Annotated in this window: 35 protein-coding genes; 3 read left to right on the top strand and 32 right to left on the bottom strand. The window is 67.7% G+C overall.

The annotated features are described in order from the left end of the window. Nucleotides 1-35: 35 nt before the first annotated feature. The 3 genes from clpA to E4O86_RS02825 all read right to left on the bottom strand — a co-directional run bounded on the left by clpA (nucleotide 36) and on the right by E4O86_RS02825 (nucleotide 3,284). The gene (clpA, locus tag E4O86_RS02835) at nucleotides 36-2,429 is read right to left on the bottom strand and encodes an ATP-dependent Clp protease ATP-binding subunit ClpA (protein WP_161139008.1); all 2,394 of its coding nucleotides are present in this window, start codon (nucleotides 2,427-2,429) and stop codon (nucleotides 36-38) included. Between the two features lie 18 nt (nucleotides 2,430-2,447). Next, the gene (clpS, locus tag E4O86_RS02830) at nucleotides 2,448-2,783 is read right to left on the bottom strand and encodes an ATP-dependent Clp protease adapter ClpS (RefSeq protein WP_161139007.1); all 336 of its coding nucleotides are present in this window, start codon (nucleotides 2,781-2,783) and stop codon (nucleotides 2,448-2,450) included. 174 nt (nucleotides 2,784-2,957) lie between these two features. After that, entirely contained in the window at nucleotides 2,958-3,284 is a 327-nt protein-coding gene (locus tag E4O86_RS02825; protein ID WP_161139006.1) for a phasin family protein, read from the bottom strand. Nucleotides 3,285-3,524: 240 nt separating this feature from the next. Here E4O86_RS02825 and E4O86_RS02820 point away from each other — a divergent pair, with 240 nt between their 5' ends. Then, on the top strand, nucleotides 3,525-5,009 hold the full coding sequence (locus tag E4O86_RS02820; protein WP_205520653.1) for an SPOR domain-containing protein: 1,485 nt from the start codon (nucleotides 3,525-3,527) through the stop codon (nucleotides 5,007-5,009). A gap of 5 nt (nucleotides 5,010-5,014) precedes the next feature. Here E4O86_RS02820 and E4O86_RS23125 read toward each other — a convergent pair whose 3' ends face one another. Both E4O86_RS23125 and E4O86_RS23120 read right to left on the bottom strand, forming a co-directional pair. Next, nucleotides 5,015-5,707 (bottom strand): DnaJ domain-containing protein, encoded by a 693-nt coding sequence (locus tag E4O86_RS23125; RefSeq protein WP_343039075.1) that lies wholly within the window; start codon nucleotides 5,705-5,707, stop codon nucleotides 5,015-5,017. After that, on the bottom strand, nucleotides 5,704-6,420 hold the full coding sequence (locus tag E4O86_RS23120) for a VWA domain-containing protein (protein ID WP_205520652.1): 717 nt from the start codon (nucleotides 6,418-6,420) through the stop codon (nucleotides 5,704-5,706). The genes E4O86_RS23125 and E4O86_RS23120 overlap by 4 nt, the downstream gene beginning before the upstream one ends. Before the next feature lie 80 nt (nucleotides 6,421-6,500). On the opposite strand from E4O86_RS23120, the gene panC reads away from it, so the two are divergent. Beyond that, nucleotides 6,501-7,358, top strand: coding sequence for a pantoate--beta-alanine ligase (panC, locus tag E4O86_RS02810; protein WP_161139004.1), 858 nt, complete (start codon nucleotides 6,501-6,503; stop codon nucleotides 7,356-7,358). 95 nt (nucleotides 7,359-7,453) lie between these two features. Further along, complete coding sequence (gene ndk / locus E4O86_RS02805) at nucleotides 7,454-7,876, top strand: nucleoside-diphosphate kinase (RefSeq protein WP_161139003.1); 423 nt, start codon at nucleotides 7,454-7,456, stop codon at nucleotides 7,874-7,876. Between the two features lie 197 nt (nucleotides 7,877-8,073). Here ndk and rplQ read toward each other — a convergent pair whose 3' ends face one another. The 27 genes from rplQ to rpsJ form a co-directional block, all read right to left on the bottom strand. Next, entirely contained in the window at nucleotides 8,074-8,502 is a 429-nt protein-coding gene (gene rplQ / locus E4O86_RS02800; RefSeq protein WP_161139002.1) for a 50S ribosomal protein L17, read from the bottom strand. Between the two features lie 46 nt (nucleotides 8,503-8,548). Then, a complete protein-coding gene (locus E4O86_RS02795) occupies nucleotides 8,549-9,583 on the bottom strand; it encodes a DNA-directed RNA polymerase subunit alpha (protein WP_343039081.1) in 1,035 nt (344 codons plus the stop codon). Nucleotides 9,584-9,619: 36 nt separating this feature from the next. Further along, on the bottom strand, nucleotides 9,620-10,009 hold the full coding sequence (gene rpsK / locus E4O86_RS02790) for a 30S ribosomal protein S11 (protein ID WP_161139000.1): 390 nt from the start codon (nucleotides 10,007-10,009) through the stop codon (nucleotides 9,620-9,622). A gap of 24 nt (nucleotides 10,010-10,033) precedes the next feature. After that, nucleotides 10,034-10,402: a 30S ribosomal protein S13 gene (gene rpsM / locus E4O86_RS02785; RefSeq protein WP_161138999.1), complete on the bottom strand. Its 369-nt coding sequence runs from the start codon at nucleotides 10,400-10,402 to the stop codon at nucleotides 10,034-10,036. Nucleotides 10,403-10,555: 153 nt separating this feature from the next. Continuing rightward, nucleotides 10,556-11,242, bottom strand: coding sequence for an adenylate kinase (locus tag E4O86_RS02780; RefSeq protein ID WP_161138998.1), 687 nt, complete (start codon nucleotides 11,240-11,242; stop codon nucleotides 10,556-10,558). Next, nucleotides 11,239-12,573: a preprotein translocase subunit SecY gene (gene secY, locus E4O86_RS02775; protein WP_161138997.1), complete on the bottom strand. Its 1,335-nt coding sequence runs from the start codon at nucleotides 12,571-12,573 to the stop codon at nucleotides 11,239-11,241. Before secY ends, E4O86_RS02780 begins: the two co-directional genes overlap by 4 nt. Before the next feature lie 20 nt (nucleotides 12,574-12,593). Next, a complete protein-coding gene (rplO, locus tag E4O86_RS02770) occupies nucleotides 12,594-13,085 on the bottom strand; it encodes a 50S ribosomal protein L15 (RefSeq protein ID WP_161138996.1) in 492 nt (163 codons plus the stop codon). 28 nt (nucleotides 13,086-13,113) lie between these two features. Further along, entirely contained in the window at nucleotides 13,114-13,308 is a 195-nt protein-coding gene (rpmD, locus tag E4O86_RS02765; protein ID WP_161138995.1) for a 50S ribosomal protein L30, read from the bottom strand. A gap of 1 nt (nucleotide 13,309) precedes the next feature. After that, nucleotides 13,310-13,882 (bottom strand): 30S ribosomal protein S5, encoded by a 573-nt coding sequence (gene rpsE, locus E4O86_RS02760; protein WP_161138994.1) that lies wholly within the window; start codon nucleotides 13,880-13,882, stop codon nucleotides 13,310-13,312. Between the two features lie 37 nt (nucleotides 13,883-13,919). Beyond that, the gene (gene rplR / locus E4O86_RS02755) at nucleotides 13,920-14,282 is read right to left on the bottom strand and encodes a 50S ribosomal protein L18 (protein ID WP_161138993.1); all 363 of its coding nucleotides are present in this window, start codon (nucleotides 14,280-14,282) and stop codon (nucleotides 13,920-13,922) included. A 10-nt stretch (nucleotides 14,283-14,292) separates the two neighbouring features. Continuing rightward, nucleotides 14,293-14,826: a 50S ribosomal protein L6 gene (gene rplF / locus E4O86_RS02750; protein ID WP_161138992.1), complete on the bottom strand. Its 534-nt coding sequence runs from the start codon at nucleotides 14,824-14,826 to the stop codon at nucleotides 14,293-14,295. A gap of 28 nt (nucleotides 14,827-14,854) precedes the next feature. After that, the gene (gene rpsH, locus E4O86_RS02745; RefSeq protein WP_161138991.1) at nucleotides 14,855-15,253 is read right to left on the bottom strand and encodes a 30S ribosomal protein S8; all 399 of its coding nucleotides are present in this window, start codon (nucleotides 15,251-15,253) and stop codon (nucleotides 14,855-14,857) included. Nucleotides 15,254-15,265: 12 nt separating this feature from the next. Continuing rightward, nucleotides 15,266-15,571, bottom strand: coding sequence for a 30S ribosomal protein S14 (rpsN, locus tag E4O86_RS02740; protein WP_161138990.1), 306 nt, complete (start codon nucleotides 15,569-15,571; stop codon nucleotides 15,266-15,268). 26 nt (nucleotides 15,572-15,597) lie between these two features. Next, the gene (gene rplE, locus E4O86_RS02735) at nucleotides 15,598-16,170 is read right to left on the bottom strand and encodes a 50S ribosomal protein L5 (protein ID WP_161138989.1); all 573 of its coding nucleotides are present in this window, start codon (nucleotides 16,168-16,170) and stop codon (nucleotides 15,598-15,600) included. Then, nucleotides 16,163-16,480: a 50S ribosomal protein L24 gene (rplX, locus tag E4O86_RS02730; protein ID WP_161138988.1), complete on the bottom strand. Its 318-nt coding sequence runs from the start codon at nucleotides 16,478-16,480 to the stop codon at nucleotides 16,163-16,165. The genes rplE and rplX overlap by 8 nt, the downstream gene beginning before the upstream one ends. Next, on the bottom strand, nucleotides 16,480-16,848 hold the full coding sequence (gene rplN / locus E4O86_RS02725) for a 50S ribosomal protein L14 (RefSeq protein ID WP_161138987.1): 369 nt from the start codon (nucleotides 16,846-16,848) through the stop codon (nucleotides 16,480-16,482). The genes rplX and rplN overlap by 1 nt, the downstream gene beginning before the upstream one ends. 75 nt (nucleotides 16,849-16,923) lie before the next feature. Next, nucleotides 16,924-17,166, bottom strand: coding sequence for a 30S ribosomal protein S17 (gene rpsQ, locus E4O86_RS02720; protein WP_161138986.1), 243 nt, complete (start codon nucleotides 17,164-17,166; stop codon nucleotides 16,924-16,926). 9 nt (nucleotides 17,167-17,175) lie between these two features. Further along, the gene (gene rpmC / locus E4O86_RS02715; RefSeq protein ID WP_161138985.1) at nucleotides 17,176-17,379 is read right to left on the bottom strand and encodes a 50S ribosomal protein L29; all 204 of its coding nucleotides are present in this window, start codon (nucleotides 17,377-17,379) and stop codon (nucleotides 17,176-17,178) included. Nucleotides 17,380-17,390: 11 nt separating this feature from the next. Continuing rightward, nucleotides 17,391-17,804 (bottom strand): 50S ribosomal protein L16, encoded by a 414-nt coding sequence (gene rplP / locus E4O86_RS02710; RefSeq protein ID WP_161138984.1) that lies wholly within the window; start codon nucleotides 17,802-17,804, stop codon nucleotides 17,391-17,393. 29 nt (nucleotides 17,805-17,833) lie between these two features. Continuing rightward, nucleotides 17,834-18,535 (bottom strand): 30S ribosomal protein S3, encoded by a 702-nt coding sequence (gene rpsC, locus E4O86_RS02705; protein WP_161138983.1) that lies wholly within the window; start codon nucleotides 18,533-18,535, stop codon nucleotides 17,834-17,836. Nucleotides 18,536-18,546: 11 nt separating this feature from the next. Then, a complete protein-coding gene (gene rplV, locus E4O86_RS02700) occupies nucleotides 18,547-18,927 on the bottom strand; it encodes a 50S ribosomal protein L22 (protein ID WP_161138982.1) in 381 nt (126 codons plus the stop codon). A gap of 2 nt (nucleotides 18,928-18,929) precedes the next feature. Next, nucleotides 18,930-19,208 carry a 30S ribosomal protein S19 gene (rpsS, locus tag E4O86_RS02695; RefSeq protein WP_161138981.1) on the bottom strand — a complete coding sequence of 93 codons (279 nt, stop codon included), beginning with the start codon at nucleotides 19,206-19,208 and terminating at the stop codon, nucleotides 18,930-18,932. 24 nt (nucleotides 19,209-19,232) lie between these two features. Continuing rightward, nucleotides 19,233-20,069, bottom strand: coding sequence for a 50S ribosomal protein L2 (gene rplB, locus E4O86_RS02690; protein ID WP_161138980.1), 837 nt, complete (start codon nucleotides 20,067-20,069; stop codon nucleotides 19,233-19,235). A 31-nt stretch (nucleotides 20,070-20,100) separates the two neighbouring features. Continuing rightward, nucleotides 20,101-20,394: a 50S ribosomal protein L23 gene (locus tag E4O86_RS02685; RefSeq protein WP_161138979.1), complete on the bottom strand. Its 294-nt coding sequence runs from the start codon at nucleotides 20,392-20,394 to the stop codon at nucleotides 20,101-20,103. Continuing rightward, nucleotides 20,391-21,011, bottom strand: a complete 621-nt coding sequence (gene rplD / locus E4O86_RS02680) for a 50S ribosomal protein L4 (protein ID WP_161138978.1) — start codon at nucleotides 21,009-21,011, stop codon at nucleotides 20,391-20,393. The genes E4O86_RS02685 and rplD overlap by 4 nt, the downstream gene beginning before the upstream one ends. Next, nucleotides 21,011-21,751: a 50S ribosomal protein L3 gene (gene rplC, locus E4O86_RS02675; RefSeq protein WP_161138977.1), complete on the bottom strand. Its 741-nt coding sequence runs from the start codon at nucleotides 21,749-21,751 to the stop codon at nucleotides 21,011-21,013. Before rplC ends, rplD begins: the two co-directional genes overlap by 1 nt. Nucleotides 21,752-21,779: 28 nt before the next feature. Further along, on the bottom strand, nucleotides 21,780-22,088 hold the full coding sequence (gene rpsJ / locus E4O86_RS02670) for a 30S ribosomal protein S10 (protein WP_092497415.1): 309 nt from the start codon (nucleotides 22,086-22,088) through the stop codon (nucleotides 21,780-21,782). Nucleotides 22,089-22,193 lie beyond the last annotated feature (105 nt).

Genomic DNA, 22,193 nt, shown 5'->3' with positions numbered 1-22,193 from the left:
TGGCAGCCGCGCGGCCCCCGGGGATCGGATCGGGCTCAGGCCTTCAGCGGCACGCGAGGAACCGAGCCGCCGCCGCGCGAGGACGGAGGCGCCTCCGGGCCGCGTTTGGCCGTGCCGGTCGGCCTGGGCCGCGGCTTGGCGCCCTCGTCCGGAATCGCCTCGAGCTTCAGGCCGAGGCTGCCGTCGGCCTTCGTCTCCACGGCCACCTTCACGATGCCGCCCTTCTGGAGCTTCCCGAACAGGACCTCCTCGGCGAGCGGCTTCTTGATCTCCTCCTGGATGAGACGGGCGAGCGGCCGCGCGCCCATCCGCTCGTCGTAGCCCCGTTCCGCCAGATAGGCGATCGCCGCCGGGTCGAGCTCGAAGGTCACGCCGCGATCGGCCAGCTGCGCCTCGAGCTGGAGCACGAATTTCTGCACGACCTCGTGCACCACTTCCGGCGGCAGCGAGCCGAACGGAATGACCGCGTCGAGCCGGTTGCGGAACTCGGGCGAGAACAGGCGGTTGATGGCCTCCTCGTCGTCCCCTTCCCGCTTGCTGCGGCCGAAGCCGATCGCCGGCCGGGCGAGGTCGGCGGCACCGGCATTGGTGGTCATGATCAGGACCACGTTGCGGAAGTCGACCTGCTTGCCGTTGTGGTCGGTCAGCTTCCCGTGATCCATGATCTGCAGGAGGATGTTGAAGAGGTCCGGATGCGCCTTCTCGATCTCGTCGAGGAGGAGGACGCAATGGGGCGTCTGGTCGACCCCGTCGGTCAGCAGACCGCCCTGGTCGAAGCCGACATAGCCCGGCGGCGCGCCGATGAGCCGGGAAACCGTGTGCCGCTCCATGTACTCCGACATGTCGAAGCGCAGGAGCCGGACCCCGAGAAGGCTCGCGAGCTGGCGCGCGACCTCGGTCTTCCCGACGCCGGTCGGGCCGGAGAACAGGTAGTTGCCGATCGGCTTCTCCGGCTCCCGGAGGCCCGCACGCGACAGCTTGATCGCCGAGGCGAGCGCCTCGATCGCCTTGTCCTGGCCGAACACGACCCGCTTCAGGTTGCGGTCGAGATGGGCGAGCACCTCGGCATCGTCCTTCGACATCGCCTTGGGCGGGATTCGCGCCATCGTCGCCACGGTCGCCTCGATGTCCCGCACGCCGATCGTCTTCTTGCGGCGGCTCTCCGGCAGGAGCTTCTGGGAAGCGCCGGTCTCGTCGATCACGTCGATCGCCTTGTCCGGCAGCTTGCGGTCGTGAATGTAGCGGGCCGCGAGCTCGACGGCCGTCCGGATCGCCTCGTTGGTGTAGCGGACCTTGTGGTGGTCCTCGAAATAGGGCTTCAGCCCCTGCAGGATGTCGACCGTGTCGGGAATCGACGGCTCGTTCACGTCGATCTTCTGGAAGCGCCGGACGAGCGCCCGATCCTTCTCGAAGAACTGGCGGTACTCCTTGTACGTCGTCGAGCCGATGCAACGCAGCGAACCGGAGGCGAGCGCCGGCTTCAGGAGGTTCGACGCGTCCATGGCCCCGCCCGAGGTCGCACCGGCGCCGATCACCGTGTGGATCTCGTCGATGAACATGATCGCGCCCTCGTGGGCCTCGATCTCCTTGATCACCTGCTTCAGCCGCTCTTCGAAATCGCCGCGGTAGCGGGTGCCGGCAAGGAGCGCGCCCATGTCGAGCGCGAAGATCGTGCAGCCGCGCAGCACGTCGGGCACATCGCCCTCGACGATCTTCTTGGCGAGACCCTCGGCGATCGCGGTCTTGCCGACGCCCGGGTCCCCCACATAGAGCGGGTTGTTCTTGGAGCGGCGGCAGAGGACCTGGATCGTCCGCCGCAACTCGAGTTCACGGCCGATCAGCGGGTCGATCTTGCCGGCCCGGGCCTTCTGGTTGAGGTTGATGCACCACGCGTCCAGGGCACTCTCCTTGCCCGAGTTGCCTTCGCTCTCTTCCGGCTCCTGCCCCTCCTCGCGGGCGCCTCTTGGCGCTCTCGCCTCTTCGGCCCCCGGTCGCTTGGCGATTCCGTGCGAGATGTAATTTACCGCATCGTAGCGGGTCATGTCCTGCTCTTGCAGGAAGTATGCAGCATGGCTCTCGCGCTCGGCAAATATCGCGACGAGCACGTTGGCGCCGGTCACCTCCTCGCGGCCGGACGATTGCACATGGATGACGGCACGCTGGATGACGCGCTGGAAGCCGGCGGTCGGCTTGGCGTCCTCGCCGTTCTCCACGACCAGGTTGCCGAGCTCGGAATCGATATATTCGGCGACGTCGGTCCTCAGACGCTCCAGGTCCACGTTGCAGGCGCGCAGGACGGCGGCTGCGTCCTTGTCCTCCGTGAGGGCGAGGAGAAGATGCTCCAGCGTGGCGAATTCCTGGTCACGCTCGTTGGCGTAGCTGAGCGCGCGGTGGAGTGCCAGTTCCAGGGAGCGGGAAAAGGAAGGCACGGCCTCTGACCTCTCGGGTTATTTCTTTTCCATAACGCATTGAAGCGGATGCTGATGCTTGCGGGCGAAATCCATCACCTGCGTCACTTTGGTCTCGGCGATCTCGTAGGTGTAGATGCCGCACTCGCCGACGCCGTGATTGTGGACGTGGAGCATGATCCGCGTCGCCTCGTCCTGGCTCTTCTGAAAGAACCGTATCAGCACATGCACGACGAACTCCATGGGCGTGTAGTCGTCGTTGAGCAGGAGAACGCGATAGAGATTGGGCCGCTTGGCCTTGGTTTGCGTCTTGGTGACGACGGCCGTCCCGCTTCCCGTCCTTCCGTCCTGATCCTTACGGACGTCCTTTGCCATCCCACTCCGCCATCGCGATGAAGCGCCTCATGCCCGCGATATGTAGGTGCGCCGCCACAGAATGTCAGGGTTCGGGTTCGAGGGGAATCCCCCCGGCTCGAATTGGCGCGCGGGCAAGAAAAAGGGCGCCCGGCGATGAGCCGGGCGCCCGAGAAGGACCGCTGCGGACGCGTTTCACTTCGCCGCGAAATAGCCTTCGAACGGCTTCATGACGTCCTTGGCGACGCCGAGATAGAGCTCGCTCATCCGGGTCGCCTGGGCGACGGCCGCCTCGTAGGAGGCCTTCAGGTATTCCGACTGCGCCTCGAACGCGCCGTCGAGCGTGCGCGCGCCGAGAAGGCGCTCCAGATGGCCGGCGCCATCCTCGTAGGCCTTCTTCGAATAGTCGGCGGCCTCGACCGCGATCGTCTGAAAGCCCTTCGACGCGGCGCCGAAGCTCTCGAGCGCCTTGGTCATGCCTTCTTTTCCGACCTTCTGAAAATCGTCAAATCCGTTGAGCATCGTTTGCGTCCCTCTTCTCGTGCCGTCGCGATGGAAAGCGAGCCCCAGTCCCGCCGACATCTCCGGATATATGTGCGCCGCACAAAAATGCAAGCAAGATTTTTGCAGTGCAGCATTACGGGCGATCGGTCGCGTTAACCGCGACGCTTTACGGATCGGTAACGACGATCGCCCTAGCCTTCGCAGCTGCAATCGATCCGGGGCCTGTCCGTCCCGAACGCCCGAGCCAAGCCCGACCGAGTGGGGTTCTTTGTGTTCCAGTCGCAGTCCTCTTCCTGTATCCGCCGCCTGCCCTCGATCGCATTCGCTCTCGCCGTCGTCCTGAGCCTGCTTTCGGTCGCCGCGCCGGCTTCGGCCGCCGAACGCTACGCAGCCTTGGTGGTCGACGCGAAGAGCGGAGAGACGCTCTACGAGCGCTACGCCGACGAGCCGAGATATCCCGCCTCGCTCACCAAGATGATGACCCTCTATATCCTCTTCGAGGAGATGAGCGCGGGACGCGTCACGCTCGACACGCAGTTCACCGTCTCGAAATACGCCGCGAGCATGCCGCCTTCGAAGCTTGGCATCCCGGCGGGCCGGACGATCCGGGTCGAGGACGCCATCAAGGCGCTCTGCGTGAAGTCGGCGAACGACATCGCCGTGGTCGTCGCCGAGAACATCGAGGGCTCCGTCGAGGCCTTCGCGCGCCGCATGAACCGCACCGCGCGCGCGATCGGCATGAGCAGAACCACCTTCAACAACCCGAACGGCCTGCCCGATCCGACGCAGAAGACCACGGCGCGCGACATGGCGCGGCTCGGACGCGCGCTCCAGGACCGCTTTCCGCGCTACTTCGCCTTCTTCTCGACCCGGACCTTCACCTGGGGCCGCGCCACCTACCGCAACACCAATCACCTGCTCGGGACCGTGGACGGCGTGGAGGGCATCAAGACCGGCTATACCCGCGCCTCCGGCTTCAACCTCGTCACCTCCGTGAAGCGGGGTGACCGGCGCATCGTCGCGGTCGTTCTCGGCGGCGCGACGAGCGCGAGCCGCAATGCCCACATGAAGCAGCTGATCGCGGACTACCTGCCGGATGCGAGCCGCGGCAAGCGGACGGCCCCGCTCCTCATCGCCGATACCGGCGCCATTTCGGGCACGCCGCTGCCGCGCATCCGGCCGGGCTACGAGCCCCCGGCGCTCCTCGCTTCCGCCGAGATCGGCCGGCCGGCCGCGGACGAGGCAATGGGCGACGCCGTGGTCGCGGTCGCGTCGGCCGTTCCGAATGCGCGGCCGGACGGGATCGGCGGCGACCAGATCGCGGCCCGGATCATGGCCGCCCAGGAGGTGGCGCAGCTCGCCTATGCGCCGGCCGTCAGCAGCAGCCATGACGATCCCATCGCCCGCCTTGCCGAACTCGCCCAGTCGAAGGCCGCGCACATGCAGCCGCGGCCGCGCACCGCCGCGGAAGCGGCCTCGCTTGCGCCCTCCTCCAGGGCGGGCTGGCAGATCCAGATCGCAGCCGTGCCGAGCCGGGAGGATGCCGACGCACTGCTCGAGAAGGTGAGCGGTTCCGCCCGCGCGATCGTGCGCGACCGCGAGCCCTTCACGATGCCGGTGAATGCCGGCGGAACCACGCTCTACCGCGTCAGGTTCGCCGGCTTCGAAGGCAAGGACGAGGCGCGCGCCGCCTGCCGGCAGCTCAAGCGCCAGTCCATCACCTGCCTGGCCGTGCCGAACTGACGGGGTCAGCGATGTTCCCGCAGCAGCCGGTCCTTGGCCTCATTGACCTTGGCGGCGAGCGCGGCGCTCCCGCCGCGGTCCGGATGCACCTGCTTCATGAGGCGGCGGTGGGCATCCCGGATCTCGGCTTCGCCGGCGCCCGGCTCAAGCCCAAGGACCTGATGGGCTTCATGCGCGCTCATCTCGCCCGTGCCCGGCGGCGCGCGAGCCCCCGCCGCTTCGTCCGCCTCGACGTGCTCTCGCCAGGCGGGGTGCGCGCGGTCGAGATAAGCTTCCAGGAGCCGTAGCGACTGCGGATCACCGGCGAGCTCTCCGGCAAATGCGAGCAGCTCGTCCAGGGTGAGCTCCGAAAGCCTCCTGCCCTCGTACCGCCCCGCCAGCACGGTGCCGTCCATCTCGCCGCTGTCGTGGTCGAGCGTCATGTCGAGGCGCGCCGATTTGACGCCGGAGCGTCCGCCAGGCGTGGTGCCGCCGGACCACCCGCGACGTCTCAGGAGCGCGAGCCCGGCCATCCCGACCGGAAGCGCGAGCGCCGGCTGCCTGAGGACCACGAGCCCGAGCGCGCCCGCCACGAGGCCGAGCCCGGCAAGCCGCCTCAGCTGCCGGGCAAGGTCCGCGGGATTGGCCGCAAGGAAATGTCGCACCGCGAGCGCGAGCAGGCCCGCGGCCACGAGGGCGATCAGCAGGTACCGGATCACTTCAGGTGCGCGAGCAGGAGGCGCGCGCCCTCCCCTTGCGACGAACGCAGAGCCGGCAGTCCGCCGGCCGCATAGGTGGCGACGGCGGCAAGAAGGGCCGCGAGCCGGCCGGCGGCGGCCGCGTCGAAGCGCATATGCGCGCCGTTGGTGAGTCTCGCGATCTCCTTGAAGGCGCGCTCGGCCGCGGGATCGCGCCCTTCCTGGAACATGAAGGCGCGCACGCCGAGGAGCCCGAGTTCGCCGGCCGACGCCGCGAGGCGGTCGACATCCTCCTCGATGGCGTCGCCGACATAAGCGAGCGCCGCGACGGGCCGCTTCGCCGCCTCGCGCCGGACATGGGCGAGGACCTTGCCGATCTGAGTGTGGCCGCCGCGGCAATCGATCTGCACCATCAGATCGCGCAGGGCACGCGTATCCGCGACCCAGGACGAGGCCCGGCATTCCCCGCAGCCGCGGAAGTAGACGAGCTGGACGCTGAGGCCGCCCACGGAACCGGCGGCATCGAACATGCCGGCCTGGAGGGCGCAGGCGAGATCCCAGGTCGGCTGGCGGCTCATGGTCGCGTCGAGGGCGAACACCAGGCGGCCGCGCGCGGCGGCGCCGGCGGGCGCGAGCTCCGCCGCCTTCTTCAGGAAGGCTTCCAGTTCGGCATCGGAAGCGGCCTTGCCGGGAACGCCGCCCCGTCCCGGCGCCACGCTGCGCTCGTCGCTCATCACGGATGATAGATGGGACGTTCCCGGGGTCTTGCGCAAGCGGGCGGCGTGAACTAGCCAGCAGCCGTCTGGAGAATGCGATGAACCTCAACGTGGTACGGACGCGGGGCGAGCTGCGGCAGAGGGTGGATGCGTGGCGCCGCGCGGGCGCCTCGACCATCGCCATGGTGCCGACCATGGGCGCGCTTCATGCCGGCCACGTCGCGCTTGTCGAGTCGGCGCGCCGCGCCTGCGACCGCGTCGTCGTGACCCTCTTCGTGAACCCGACCCAGTTCGCGCCGAACGAGGACTTCGCCGCCTATCCCCGCACCGAGGACGCCGACCGCGCGAAGCTCGAGGCGCTCGGCGTCGACGTGCTCTTCGCCCCCTCGACGGAGGAGATGTATCCGCCGGGCTTCGCCACCACCATCAGCGTCGCCGGCCCGTCGGAGGGCCTGGAGAGCGCGTTCCGGCCCCATTTCTTCGCCGGCGTCGCGACGGTCGTCGCCAAGCTCCTCGTCGCCGGCATGCCGGACCAGGCCTATTTCGGGGAGAAGGACTACCAGCAGCTCCTCGTGGTCCGCTGCATGGCGGCTGATCTCGGGCTGCCGACGGAGATCATCGGACGGCCTACGGTCCGCGAGGCGGACGGGCTCGCCCTCTCCTCCCGCAACGCCTATCTGTCGCCGGACGAGCGCGCCCGGGCGCCGCTCCTCCATCGATCGATGTCCGAGGCCGCGCAGCGCATCGCGGCCGGCGGGCCGCCGACGGATGCGCTTGCCGAAGCCGTTGCCGCCATCCGATCGGCCGGCTTCGACCCGGACTATCTCGAGGTCCGCAACGCCGCGTCCCTTGCGCCGGTGGACGACTGGAGGACGGAGCCGCTGCGCATGCTCGCCGCGGCCCGCCTCGGCCGCACCCGACTCATCGACAACATTCCCGTCGCAAATCCGGCCTGAGCAGGACCCATCCCGGCGGCTCAGGTTGCTCCGCGCCGGGCCTCCGGGTATAGCACCGCGCGATAGGCATTCCCTTCCGACACAGGACCCCCTTCATGGCCATCGAGCGCACGTTCTCCATCATCAAGCCGGACGCGACCGAGCGGAATCTCACCGGCAAGATCATCGACAAGCTCGAGAGTGCGGGCCTGCGCGTGATCGCCCAGAAGCGCATCCGGATGACCCGCGAGCAGGCCGAAGGCTTCTATGCGGTCCACAAGGAGCGCCCCTTCTTCGGCGAGCTCGTGGAGACGATGACGGCCGGACCGGTCGTGGTGCAGGTTCTCGAGGGCGAGAACGCCATCGCCAGGAACCGCGAGGTCATGGGCGCCACCAACCCGAAGGACGCCGCGCCGGGAACCATCCGCAAGGAATTCGCGCGCTCGATCGGCGAGAATTCCGTGCATGGCTCCGACGGGCCCGACACGGCCCGGCAGGAGATCGCCTTCTTCTTCACGGAAGACGAGATCGTCGGCTGACGGCCGATGCGGGCGGGCAGCCCGCGCCCGGCGTGCCGGACCGGAGGCCCCTGCCGTCGCAGGGGCCTTTTTCGTTGCGGCGATGCCGCGGCGGCGACCGCCGGAGCCCCACGTGCCGAACGTCATACGAAAAAGCCCCGCCGGCGACCGGCGGGGCTTTTAATTCTCGCGGGCTCACGCCCTGCCGGGAACGGCCGTCAGGCGGCCACTTCCTCGGCCTGCTCCTCCGCCTCGCGGCGGGCACGGTCGCCCGCGCCCTTGGCGGATTCGTCGCGGTCGACGAACTCGATGACGGCGACCGGCGCGTTGTCCCCGTACCGGAACCCGGCCTTCAGCACCCGGGTATAGCCGCCATTCCGCTCGGCGTAGCGCGGCCCGAGCGTCTCGAACAGCTTCCTGACCATCTTCTCGTCACGGATCCTGGACACGGCGAGACGACGGGCATGAAGGTCACCGCGCTTGGCGAGCGTGACCAGCTTCTCGACGATCGGCCGCAGCTCCTTCGCCTTCGGAAGCGTGGTGACGATCTGCTCGTGCTCGATCAGCGAGGCCGCCATGTTGGCGAACATCGCCTGGCGGTGGCTCGAGGTGCGGTTCAGCTTGCGACCGGATTTCCCGTGGCGCATGGCCCTACTCCTTGTTCTGCCGGCGGCTCACGCCGTGGGCGGTGTGCTAGTACTGGTCCTCGAAGCGCTTGGCGAGCTCGTCGATGTTCTCGGGCGGCCAGTTCGGCACTTCCATGCCGAGATGAAGGCCCATCGAGGCAAGCACTTCCTTGATCTCGTTCAGCGACTTCCGCCCGAAATTCGGCGTCCGGAGCATCTCCGCCTCGGTCTTCTGGATGAGATCGCCGATATAGACGATGTTGTCGTTCTTCAGGCAGTTCGCCGAGCGGACGGAGAGCTCGAGCTCGTCCACCTTCTTGAGGAGCGCCGGATTGAACGCGAGCTCCGGGGTCGCCTCCTCGACGACCTCCTTCTTCGGCTCCTCGAAGGAGACGAAGATCGAGAGCTGGTCCTGGAGGATCCGCGCCGCATAGGCGATCGCGTCCTCCGGCTTCACCGAACCGTCGGTCTCGACCGTCAGCGTGAGCTTGTCGTAGTCGAGCACCTGTCCCTCGCGGGTGTTCTCGACCCGGTAGGAGACCTTCTTCACGGGCGAATAGAGGCTGTCGACCGGAATGAGCCCGATCGGCGCATCCTCCGGCCGGTTGCGGTCGGCGGGCACGTAGCCCTTGCCGATGTCGGCCGTAAGCTCCATGCGGATGTCCGCGCCCTCGTCGAGCGTGCAGAGCACGAGCTCGGGATTGAGGACCTCGATATCGCCGATCGTGTTGATGTCGCCCGCGGTGACCTGGCCGGGCCCCTGCTTGCGCAGCGTCATGCGCTTCGGGCCCTCGCCGCTCATCTTGATGGCGATTTCCTTGATGTTGAGGACGATGTCCGTCACGTCCTCGCGCACGCCGGCGATCGACGAGAACTCATGCAGCACGCCGTCGATCTGCACGCTGGTGACAGCCGCGCCCTGAAGCGAGGACAGGAGCACCCGCCGCAGCGCATTGCCGAGCGTCAGGCCGAAGCCGCGCTCGAGCGGCTCGGCGACAACCGTCGCGATCCGGCGCCGGTCCGAGCCGTGCCTCATCTCGAGCTTTTCCGGCTTGATGAGGTCTTGCCAGTTCTTCTGGATCACGAGCTTTACCTCTCGAATGATGCGGCCGCCGGAGGCGGCCGTCGTGTACCCGCCCTAGACGCGGCGCCGCTTCGGCGGCCGGCAGCCATTGTGCGGGATCGGGGTGACGTCCCGAATCGTGGTGATGGTGAAGCCTGCGGCCTGCAGCGCCCGCAGCGCCGATTCGCGCCCGGACCCGGGACCGGAGACCTCGACCTCCAGCGTCCGCATGCCGTGGTCCTGCGCCTTGCGGGCAGCCGTCTCCGCCGCCATCTGGGCGGCATAGGGGGTCGATTTCCGCGATCCCTTGAAGCCCATCGCGCCCGCGGACGACCAGGCGATCGTGTTGCCCTGCACGTCGGTGATGGTCACCATCGTGTTGTTGAACGTGGAGTTCACGTGCGCGATGCCGGAAGTGATGTTCTTCCGCTCGCGCTTCTTGATGCGGGTGGTGTCTTTCGCCATCGGTCCTTGATCCCGGCTCGCGCCTTACTTCTTCTTTCCGGCGATCGGCTTCGCCGGTCCCTTGCGGGTGCGGGCGTTGGTATGGGTCCGCTGGCCGCGCACCGGCAGGCCGCGGCGATGGCGCAGTCCCCGGTAGCAGCCGAGATCCATGAGCCGCTTGATGTTCATCGCCGTCTCGCGCCGAAGATCGCCTTCCACGATGTAGTCGCGGTCGATCGTCTCGCGGATCTGGAGCACCTCGGCGTCCGACAGCTCGTTGACGCGGCGGCTCTCCGGAATGCTCACCTTCTCGATGATCTCGCGGGCCTTGGCCGCGCCGATGCCGTGAATGTACTGCAGCGCGATCAGAACGCGCTTGTTCGTCGGTATGTTGACGCCAGCGATACGTGCCACGTCTCAAGCTCCTCTGCCGCGCCCCGCTCCGGAGCGCCCTGCCTACCGCTTTGGGCCGGAAACGCAAAGAACCGGCCCCGGATACCCTCGGGCTCCGGCACCGATCCCATACTCTTCAGGATTGGTGCCACTTAATGTCTCGGCAGCTGCCCGTCAACCGCCTCGCGCACTCAATACTTCAGATCGGTCCTCCAGAGCGTCCAGCACGGACTCGATCTGCCGGGTCACGTCGTCGATCGCCGCCATTCCGTCGACGACCTTCAGCTTGCCCTTGGCGTAATAGTAGCCGATCAGCGGCGCCGTTTCCTTGTAGTAGGCCTGAAGCCGCTGCCGCATCGTGTCCGGATTGTCGTCCGGCCTGCGCTTGAACTCGGTCGAGCCGCACTTGTCGCAGACGCCTTCCTGCGCGGGCCGCTTGAACGCGTCGTGGTATCCTTCGCCGCAATTGGCGCAGCTGTAGCGCCCTGCGACCCGATCCACGAGAACCTCGTCCTGCACCTCGAGCAGGATCACCGCGTCGAGCGGCGTGCCCTTGCCGGCGAGAAGCGCCTCCAGCGCATCCGCCTGCGCGAGGGTGCGCGGGAACCCGTCCAGGATGAACCCGTTCCTCACGTCCGGCTTTTCGAGCCGCTCCGCGATGATGCCGACCACCACCGAATCGGGAACGAGCCGTCCCGCCTCCATGATCGCCTTCGCCTCGCGCCCGACCGGCGTGCCGGACGCGACCGCGGCCCGCAGCATGTCGCCGGTCGAGAGCTGCACCAGGCCATGCCTGTCCACGAGCCGCTGCGCCTGCGTGCCCTTCCCGGCCCCTGGTGGACCGAGCACTATCAACCTCATCGCCGACGGCCCCTGAGCTTCGCCTTCTTGACCAGTCCTTCATACTGATGGGCGAGCAGATGGCCCTGCACCTGTGCAACGGTATCCATCGTCACGCTGACCACGATCAGGAGCGAGGTGCCGCCGAAATAGAAGGGCAGCCGCGCCTGCGCGATCAGGAACTCGGGAAGCAGACAGACGAGCACCAGATAGATCGCACCGATCACCGTGATCCGCGTCAGGACGTAGTCGATATATTCCGCCGTCCTCTGACCGGGCCGGATCCCGGGAATGAAGCCGCCGTGCTTCTTCAGCTGGTCCGCCGTGTCCTTCGGATTGAAGACGACCGCGGTGTAGAAGAACGCGAAGAAGACGATCAGCGCCGCATAGAACAGCATGTAGAGCGGCTGGCCATGCCCGAGCAGCGCCGTGACCGTGGTCAGCCAGGCGGGGCCCTGGCCCGCCGTGAAGTTCGCGATCGTGATCGGCAGCAGGAGCAGCGAGGACGCGAAGATCGGCGGGATGACCCCGGACGTGTTGAGCTTCAGGGGCAGGTGCGAGGAATCGCCCTGGAACATCCGGTTCCCGACCTGTCGCTTCGGATACTGGATGAGGAGCCGCCGCTGCGCCCGCTCCATGAACACGATGAATGCGATCACCGCGACGCCGAGCACCAGCACAGCGAGGATGAGGGCGGTGGAGAGCGCGCCCTGGCGCCCGAGCTCCAGCGTCCCGGCGATCGCCTGCGGAATCCCTGCGACGATGCCCGAGAAGATGATGAGCGAGATGCCGTTGCCGATGCCGCGCGAGGTGATCTGCTCGCCGAGCCACATCAGGAACATCGTGCCGCCCGTGAGCGTCACCACCGCCGTGAAGCGGAAGAACCAGCCGGGATCGGCCACGATCGCGCTCTGCGAGCCCTCGAGCCCCACGGCGATGCCGTAGGACTGCACGGCCGCCAGCACGACGGTCAGATACCGCGTGTACTGGTTGATCACCTTGCGGCCCTGCTCGCCCTCCTTCTTCAGCTGCTCGAGCGACGGGATCACCGCCGTCATGAGCTGCACGATGATGGAGGCGGAGATGTAGGGCATGATGCCGAGCGCAAAGATCGCCATCCGCCCGACCGCGCCGCCGGCAAACATGTTGAACATGCCCAGGATGCCCTGGGACTGCTGCTGGAACGCCTGCTGCAGGGCCTCGACATTGATGCCCGGCAGCGGGATGTACGTTCCGAGCCGGTACACGAGGAGCGCGCCCAACGTGAACCAGATTCGCTTCTTGAGCTCGGTCGCCTTCGCGAAGGCGCCGAAGTTCAGGTTGGAAGCGAGCTGCTCGGCTGCAGAAGCCATGGATACTCCGATCGCGCCCGTCAGGCGGACGCGCCAGCGTCCGCACCCTCGGGCTTCTTCGCCACCGTGATCGTGCCGCCCGCCTTCTCGATCGCCTCGACGGCCGAGCGGGAGGCGCCGGCGACATCGAGCGCCACCCTGGCGGTGAGCTCGCCGCCGCCGAGAATGCGCACGCCGTCCTTGATGCGCCGGATGACGCCCGCCTGCTCCAGCACCGCGCCGTCGATCGTGCCGGCCGGATCGAGCCGGCCGTCGTCGATGGCCGCCTGCAGGCGTCCGAGCGTGACCTCGGCATAGTCGCGCGCCGACACGTTGTTGAAGCCGCGCTTCGGCAGACGCCGATGGAGCGGCATCTGGCCGCCCTCGAAGCCCTTGATCGCCACGCCCGTGCGCGACTTCTGGCCCTTGACGCCGCGACCCGCGGTCTTGCCCTTGCCCGAACCGATGCCGCGCCCGACCCGCTTGCGGGTCTTCGAAGCACCTTCGTTGTCGATCAGTTCGTTCAGCTTCATTGGGGTGATTCCCTGGCTCTTGAGCCGGTCAGGCCTCGTCCACGACACGGACGAGGTGGCTGACGGACGCGATCATGCCGCGCACTTCCGGCGTGTCCTCGAGCGTCGCGCGACGCCGGATCTTGTTGAGGCCGAGGCCGATCAGCGTCTGCCGCTGCACCGCCGGACGGCGGATCGGGCTGCCGGTCTGCTCGACCACGATGGTCTTTCCCGCGTTCGCCATGTCAGGCCTCCGTCACGGCGGCCTGGTCGGCATCGCGACGGCGCGCCTGCAGGCTCGACACCTTGAGGCCGCGGCGCGCCGCGACCGAGCGCGGGCTGTCCTCGTGCTTCAGCGCGTCGAAGGTCGCCCGCACCATGTTGTAGGGGTTCGAGGTTCCGAGCGACTTCGCCACGACGTCCTGGATGCCGAGCGTCTCGAAGACGGCGCGCATCGGACCGCCGGCGATGATGCCGGTGCCCGCCGGCGCCGCCCGGACCACGACCCGGCCCGCGCCGTGGCGCCCGGCGACGTCGTGATGGAGCGTGCGCCCCTCGCGCAGCGGCACGCGGATCATCGCGCGCTTGGCCGCCTCGGTCGCCTTGCGGATCGCCTCCGGCACCTCGCGCGCCTTACCATGGCCGAAGCCCACCCGGCCGCGCTGGTCGCCGACGACGACGAGAGCAGCGAAGCCGAAGCGCCGGCCGCCCTTCACCACCTTGGCGACGCGGTTGATGTGTACCAGCTTATCGACGAACTCGCTGTCGCGCTCGTCGCCGCGATCCCGGTCGCGTCCCTGCCGTTCCCGTTGCGCCATGAATCCAATCCGTCCTCTGTCTGTCGGCGTGCCGCGCTCAGAACTGCAGGCCGCCCTCGCGCGCGGCATCGGCCAGAGCCTTGACGCGCCCGTGATAGATATAGCTGCCGCGGTCGAACACGACCTCGTCCACCCCGGCCGCCTTCGCCCGTTCGGCGATGAGCTTGCCGACGGCGGTCGCCGCCGCCGTGTCCGCCCCCGTCCCGAGGCCGCCGGCGAGGTCCTTCTCCAGGCTCGAGGCGGCCGCCACGGTATGCCCGCGCACGTCGTCGATGACCTGCGCGTAGATGTGCTTCGACGAGCGGAAGACCGAGAGCCGGGCCCGGCCGTTCGCAGCCTTCCTGATCGCCTTGCGGACGCGGCCCTTCCGGCGCAGCGTGCTCGAATTCTTCGTAGCCATAGCGACCCCGTTACTTCTTCTTGCCTTCCTTGCGGAAGATGAACTCGTCGGCGTACTTCACGCCCTTGCCCTTGTAGGGCTCCGGCGGGCGGTACGCCCGGATCTCGGCGGCCACCTGGCCGACGCGCTGCCTGTCGATGCCGCTTACCACGATCTCCGTCGGCTTCGGGCACTGGATCTGGATGCCCTCCGGGATCGGGTAGTTGACGTCATGGCTGTAGCCGAGCGCGAGGCTCAGCGACTTGCCCTGCACCTGGGCGCGGTAGCCGACGCCGTTGATCTCGAGCCGCTTCTCGAAGCCCCTGGAGACGCCGGTGACGATGTTCTGCACCAGCGTGCGCGACATCCCCCACTGCGAGCGCGCCTCCTTGCTCTCGTCGCGCGGATCGACCTTGATGCCGCCGTCGGCCTGCGCCACGGTCACCCTGTCCGCCAGCACGACCGCGAGCTCGCCCTTCGGCCCCTTGGCCCGGACGGTCTGGCCCTCGACGCTCGCCTGTACGCCGCTCGGCACGGCGACCGGCTTCTTGCCAATTCGAGACATCTCTTCATACCCGTTCGATTGTCCGCGCTCAGAAGACGCGGCAGAGAACCTCGCCGCCCACGTTCTGCGCACGCGCCTCGTGATCCGGCATGACGCCCTTCGGCGTCGACAGGATCGAGACGCCGAGACCGTCGGCGACGCGGGGAATGTTGCGGACCGAGGCGTACACCCGGCGGCCGGGCTTGGACACCCGCTGGATTTCCCGGATCACCGGCTCGCCGTCATAGTACTTCAGCTCGATCTGAAACTCGGCCTTGCCGCCGTCCGTCGTCGTCTCCGAGTAGCCGCGGATGAAGCCCTCCGCCTGCAGCACCTTGAGGACGCGCGCCCGCAGCGACGAAGCCGGGGTCGTCACGCTGGTCCGGCCCCGCAGCTGCGCGTTGCGGATGCGGGTCAGCATGTCGCCGAGCGGATCGTTGATCATCATCGCCCGATCTCCTTACCAGCTCGACTTCACGAGGCCGGGGATCTTGCCTTCCCCGCCCAGCTCGCGCAGCGCGATCCGGCTCATCTTCAGCTTCCTGTAGAACGCCCGCGGACGCCCCGTCACCTCGCACCGGTTGCGGATGCGGGTCGGCGAGGAATTCCTCGGCAGCTCCGCGAGCTTCAGGCGCGCCGCGAAGCGCTCCTGGTCGCTCAGGCTCTCGTCCGCCGAGCGGGCCTTCAGCTCCTCGCGCTTCGCACGATACTGCTCGGCCATCCGCGCCCGGCGCCTGTTCTTCTCGATCGCGCTCTTCTTCGCCATCGTATCGACCTCTCAATCCGCCCGGTTCACTGCCGGAACGGGAAGTTCATCGCCTTGAGAAGGGCGCGCGCCTCCTCGTCCGTCCGCGCCGTGGTGCAGACAATGATGTCCATGCCCCAGATCTGATCGACCTTGTCGTAGTTGATCTCCGGGAACACGATGTGCTCCTTGATGCCCAGGGCGTAATTGCCCCGGCCGTCGAAGCTCTTCGGGTTGAGGCCGCGGAAGTCGCGCACGCGCGGCAGCGCGACGGTGACCAGGCGGTCGAGGAACTCGAACATGCGGTCCTTGCGCAGTGTGGCCTTGGCGCCGATCGCCATGCCCGCGCGCAACTTGAACGTCGCGATCGACTTCCGCGCCCGGGTGATCACCGGCTTCTGGCCCGCGATCATCGCGAGATCCTCTGCCGCCGACTGCACCTTCTTGGAATCGCCGACGGCCTCGCCGACGCCCATGTTGAGCACGATCTTGTCGAGCCGCGGCACCATCATCGGGTTCGCATAGCCGAAGTCCTTCATGAGCTTCGGGGCGACCTCGTCGCGATAGAAGGTCTTCAGCCGCGGGCTCTCGGCCTGCGCCTGCGTGGTCGTCTCAGCCATCGATCGTCTCTCCCGAACGCTTGGCGACGCGCACCTTGCGTCCGTCTTCCAAAATCTTGAAGCCGACCCTGGTCGGCTTGCCGCTCTCCCGGTCGACCAGCGCGATGTTGGAGAGATGGATCGGCGCCTCCTTGCGCACGAGCCCGCCCTCCTGGCCGGCGCTCTGGCGCTCATGCCGGGTCACCACGTTGACGCCGCGGACGAGCGCGCGGCTCTCCTTCGGCATCACCTGGATGACCTCACCCGAACGGCCCTTGTCGCGCCCGGTGATGACGACCACCCGGTCGCCCTTGCGGATCTTCGCCGCCATCACAGCACCTCCGGCGCAAGCGAGATGATCTTCATGTGGTTCTTCGCACGCAGCTCGCGCGGGACCGGTCCGAAGATGCGCGTCCCGACCGGCTCCTTCTTGTTGTCGATCAGGACCGCCGCATTGCGGTCGAAGCGGATCACGCTGCCGTCGGCGCGGCGGATGTCCTTGGCGGTGCGCACGACCACCGCCTTCATCACGTCGCCCTTCTTCACGCGGCCGCGCGGGATCGCCTCCTTCACGGAGACGACGATGACGTCGCCCACCTGGGCGTACTTCCGCTTGGAGCCGCCGAGCACCTTGATGCACTGGACCCGCCGGGCCCCGGAATTGTCAGCGACGTCCAGGTTCGTCTGCATCTGGATCATGGCGCGACGTCCTTCTTTCCTGCACGCACAGGCCGCTGCCTGCCGTATGCTTCAGCTTCTTGTTCGTACCGGTCGTCAGGCCGGGAAATCGTGTCCGACCACCACCCAGGACTTGGTCCTGGAGATCGGCCGGCTCTCCTCGATCACCACCGTGTCGCCAGTCTTGTACTGGTTCTCCGGATCGTGAGCGTGGTAGTTCTTCGTCCGCCGGACCGTCTTCTTCAGGACCGGATGGGTGAAGCGCCGCTCGACCTTGACCACGACGGTCTTGTCGGTCTTGTCGCTGACCACGATGCCCTGCAGCAATCTCTTCGGCATCGCTCTCTCCTATGCTCTCGCTTCGGCCGTGCGCTTCTGGGCGACGATCGTCTTGATCCGCGCGATATCCCGGCGCACCTCGCGGATGCGCGCCGTCTTCTCCAGCTGGCCCGTCGCCCGCTGGAAGCGGAGGTTGAACTGTTCCTTCTTGAGCCGGGCGAGCTCGTCGCCAAGCTCGTCCATGCTCTTCGTGCGGAAGTCGCTGGCCTTCATCGTCCGCTCCGTTACTCGGCGATCCGGGTGACGACCCGGGTGCGGATGGGAAGCTTCGCGGCGCCGAGACGCAGCGCCTCGCGCGCAACGTCCTCGCCCACGCCGTCGATCTCAAACATGATCCGGCCGGGATGAACCCGAGCCGCCCAATATTCCGGCGAGCCCTTGCCCTTGCCCATGCGGACCTCGGTCGGCTTGGCGGAAACCGGGACGTCCGGGAACACGCGGATCCAGACGCGGCCGGCGCGCTTCATGTGGCGCGTGATGGCGCGCCGCGCAGCCTCGATCTGGCGCGCGGTCACCCGCTCCGGCTCCAGCGCCTTCAGCCCGAACGAGCCGAAATTGAGCAGCGTGCCGCCCTTCGCGGTGCCGTGGATGCGGCCCTTGAACGCCTTGCGGAACTTCGTGCGCTTCGGTTGCAGCATTGTTCTTCTCTCTTACTCGTCGCCGCGACCTAGGCCGCATGGCTCCGGCGCTGGCCCTCGCCGCCGCCCTCCGACTGCCGCCGCTCGGAAGCCATCGGGTCGTGCTCGAGGATCTCGCCCTTGAAGATCCACACCTTGATGCCGATCGTGCCGTAGGCGGTGTGCGCCGTGGCCGTACCGAAGTCGATGTCGGCGCGGAGCGTGTGCAGCGGCACGCGCCCCTCGCGGTACCATTCCGTCCGCGCGATCTCGGCGCCGCCGAGACGGCCGCCGCAATTGATGCGGATGCCCTGCGCGCCGAGCCGCATGGCCGACTGCACCGCGCGCTTCATCGCCCGGCGGAACGCCACGCGGCGCTCGAGCTGCTGGGCGATCGACTGCGCGACCAGGTTGGCGTCGATCTCGGGCTTGCGCACCTCGACGATGTTGAGGTGGACCTCCGACTTCGTCAGGCGCGCCACCTTGCGGCGGAGCTTCTCGATATCGGCACCCTTCTTGCCGATGACAATCCCCGGACGGGCCGTATGGATGGTCACCCGGCACTTCTTGTGCGGACGCTCGATCACGATCTTGGAGACCGCCGCCTGCTTCAGGTCCTGCATCAGCGCCTGGCGGATGCGGATGTCCTCGTGCAGCAGCTTGCCGTACTCGGCATCGTCCGCGAACCAGCGCGAATCCCAGACCTTGTTGACGCCGAGGCGAAGCCCGATCGGATTGACCTTCTGTCCCATCTCTCTCGTCCTCAGGCGGTTTCTTCGACTTCGCGAACCACGACGGTGAGGTTCGAGAAGGGCTTCATGATCCGGCCGACGCGGCCGCGGGCGCGCGGACGGAACCGCTTCATCACCAGCGCCTTGCCGACATGGGCCTCGGCCACGATCAGGCTGTCCACGTCGAGATCGTGGTTGTTCTCGGCGTTCGCAACCGCGCTCTCGAGCGTCTTCTTCACCTGAACGGCGATCCGCTTGCGCGAGAACTCGAGATCGGCGAGCGCCGTCGACACCTTCTTGCCGCGGATGAGCTCGGCGACGAGGTTCAGCTTCTGCGGGCTGACGCGCATCATGCGCGCCACCGCCTGCGCCTCGTTGTCCTTCAGCGTCCGCTCACGCTTCGGCTTGCCCATGGCTACTTCCTTCTCGCCTTCTTGTCGGCCGCGTGCCCGTAATAGGTGCGCGTCGGCGAGAACTCGCCGAACTTGTGGCCGATCATGTCCTCGGTCACGGAGACCGGAACGTGCTTCTGCCCGTTATAGACGCCGAAGGTCAGCCCCACGAACTGCGGCAGGATGGTCGAGCGCCGGCTCCAGATCCTGATGACCTCGTTGCGGCCGGACTCGCGCACCTTCTCCGCCTTCTTCAGGAGGTAGCCGTCGAAGAACGGACCCTTCCAGACTGAACGTGCCACTCTTGTCTCCTAACCGGATGCGGCTCAGCGGCCCTTGCGGGCGTGGCGCGAGCGCAGGATGAACTTGTCGGTTGCCTTGTTGCTGCGGGTCTTCTTGCCCTTGGTCGGCTTGCCCCACGGCGTGACCGGATGCCGGCCGCCCGAGGTGCGGCCCTCGCCGCCGCCATGCGGGTGGTCGATCGGGTTCATGGCCACGCCGCGCACGCTCGGCCGCTTGCCCATCCAGCGCGAGCGGCCCGCCTTGCCGAGGCTCGCATTGGAATGGTCGGGATTGGACACCGCCCCGACCGTGGCCATGCAGGCGCCGTGCACGAGCCTCTGCTCGCCCGAATTGAGCCGGACCACGGCATAGCCCTGGTCGCGGCCGACGAGCTGCGCATAGGCGCCGGCCGAACGCGCGATCTGCCCGCCCTTGCCGGGCTTCAGCTCGACATTGTGGACGATCGTGCCGACCGGGATCGCCCGCAGCGGCATGGCGTTGCCGGGCTTCACGTCAACGCTCAGGCCCGACACCACCGTGTCGCCCTCGGCGAGCCGCTGCGGCGCCAGGATGTAGGAGAGCTCGCCGTCCTCGTACCGGACGAGCGCGATGAACGCCGACCGGTTGGGATCGTATTCGAGCCGCTCCACCACGGCGGGCACGTCGAACTTCGTGCGCTTGAAATCGACCAGGCGGTAGGTCCGCTTGTGACCGCCGCCGCGCCGGCGCGCCGTCACGCGGCCGAAATTGTTCCGCCCGCCGGATTTCGTCAGCCCTTCGGTGAGCCCCTTGACGGGCTTGCCCTTCCAGAGGCCGGACCGGTCCACCAGCACCAGCTGGCGCTGGCCCGGCGTCGTCGGATTGAAGTTCTTCAGTGCCATCGGTTCAGTCCCGATTCCTTGTCCGTTCCGGTCAGAGCCCGGTCGTCACGTCGATCGAATGCCCCTCCTGAAGGGTCACGATCGCCTTCTTGAAATCCTTCTGGCGGCCGGCGACGCCGCGGAAGCGCTTGGTCTTGCCCTTGCGCACCAGCGTGTTCACCTTCTCCACCTTGACGCCGAAGAGCGCCTCGACGGCGGCCTTGATCTCCGGCTTGGTCGCCTTGCCGGCGACCTTGAAGACGACCTTGTTCTGCTCGGAGGCCATGGTCGACTTCTCGGTGATCACCGGGGCAACGATCGTGTCGTAATGCCTGAGATCGGTCATTTGAACCGCTCCTCGAGCGCCTCGATGGCGGCCCGGCTCAGCACCAGCCGGTCACGGCGCAGAATGTCGTAGACGTTGATGCCCTGGACCGGCAGCACGTCGAGCTGCGGGATGTTGCGCGCCGCGCGGCCGAAGCCCGCGTCGATCTCGCTGCCGCCGATCACGAGCGCGTTGGCGATGCCGAGGCCGCCGAAGCGCGCGGCGAGCGCCTTCGTCTTGCCGTCCGCACTCGTGAGGTCGTCGACCACGATGATCGCGTCCGCCCTCGCCTTCGCCGACAGCGCATGCTTCAGCGCGAGCGCCCGCACCTTCTTCGGCAGGTCGATCGCATGGCTCCGCGCGACCGGGCCGAACGCCTTGCCGCCGCCCCGGAACTGCGGCGCGGCCTTGTTGCCGTGCCGCGCGCTGCCGGTGCCCTTCTGCCGGTAGACCTTCTTCGAGGTCGCCTTGACCTCGGAGCGGCCCTTCGACTTGTGCGTGCCCTGCTGCCGCTTGGCGAGCTGGTAGCGCACCATGCGCTGCAGGATGTCGGCGCGCGGCTCGAGGCCGAACAGCGCCTCCGAAACCGTGATGCTGCCGGCGGACTGCCCGTCGAGCGTTTTGACTTCGAACTCCATCAGGCTTCTCCTCCGGCCTCGCCGGCCGCCGCCTCGTTCGGCGCGGCGCCGGCCGCGGCGTCGCTGCGGGCGCGGATCGCGGCGGGCAGCGGGACGCCCTCGGGGGCCTTCATCTTCACGGCGTCGCGGACAAGCAGCCAGCCGCCCTTGGCGCCCGGAACGGCACCGCGGACGAGGATCAGGCCCTGCTCGGCATCCGTGCGGACGACCTGCAGGTTCTGCGTCGTCACGCGCACGTCGCCCATGTGGCCGGCCATCTTCTTGCCCTTGAACACCTTGCCCGGGTCCTGGCGCTGGCCGGTCGAACCATGCGAGCGGTGCGAGATCGAGACGCCGTGCGTCGCGCGGAGGCCGCCGAAATTGTGACGCTTCATGACGCCGGCGAAGCCCTTGCCGATCGACGTGCCCGTGACGTCCACGAACTGCCCCGGCACGAAATGCTCGGCCGTGATCTCCGCGCCGATCTCGACGAGGTTCTCCGGGCTCACCCGGAACTCCGCCATCTTGCGCTTCGGCTCCACCTCGGCCTTCGCGAAATGCCCCCGCATGGCCTTGGTGGTGTTCTTCGCCTTGGCCCGGCCGACGCCGAGCTGCAGCGCGGTGTAGCCGTCCTTATCCTGCGTGCGCTGGGCCACGACCTGGCAGCCGTCGACGCGAAGCACCGTGACGGGCACCTGCTCGCCGGCTTCGGTGTAGACGCGGGTCATGCCCAGCTTCTGTGCGATCACGCCTGAACGCATGGTCTTCTACCTCGTCAGGGACTGTGCCCTACAGCTTGATCTCGACATCGACACCGGCGGCGAGGTCGAGCTTCATCAGCGCGTCGACCGTCTGCGGCGTGGGATCTATGATGTCGAGCAGCCGCTTATGGGTGCGGATCTCGAACTGCTCGCGGCTCTTCTTGTCGACGTGCGGCGAGCGGTTCACCGTGAACTTCTCAATCCGGGTCGGCAGCGGGATCGGCCCGCGCACCTGCGCGCCCGTCCGCTTGGCGGTAGAGACGATCTCCGCCGTCGACGTGTCGAGCACCCGGTGATCGAACGCCTTGAGCCGGATCCGGATATTCTGTCCGTTCATTGCAATGCCTCTGGCAAGGACGGGCGCGCGGGGTGCGCGCCCTGCCCTTTGTCGGGTTACTCGATGATGGAAGCGACGATGCCGGCGCCGACGGTGCGGCCGCCC

Source organism: Propylenella binzhouense (assembly GCF_009866965.1).
GTDB lineage: Bacteria > Pseudomonadota > Alphaproteobacteria > Rhizobiales > Afifellaceae > Propylenella > Propylenella binzhouense.
Note: the sequence above shows the minus strand (reverse complement) of the source record. Positions and strands in the feature narration are given on the sequence as shown.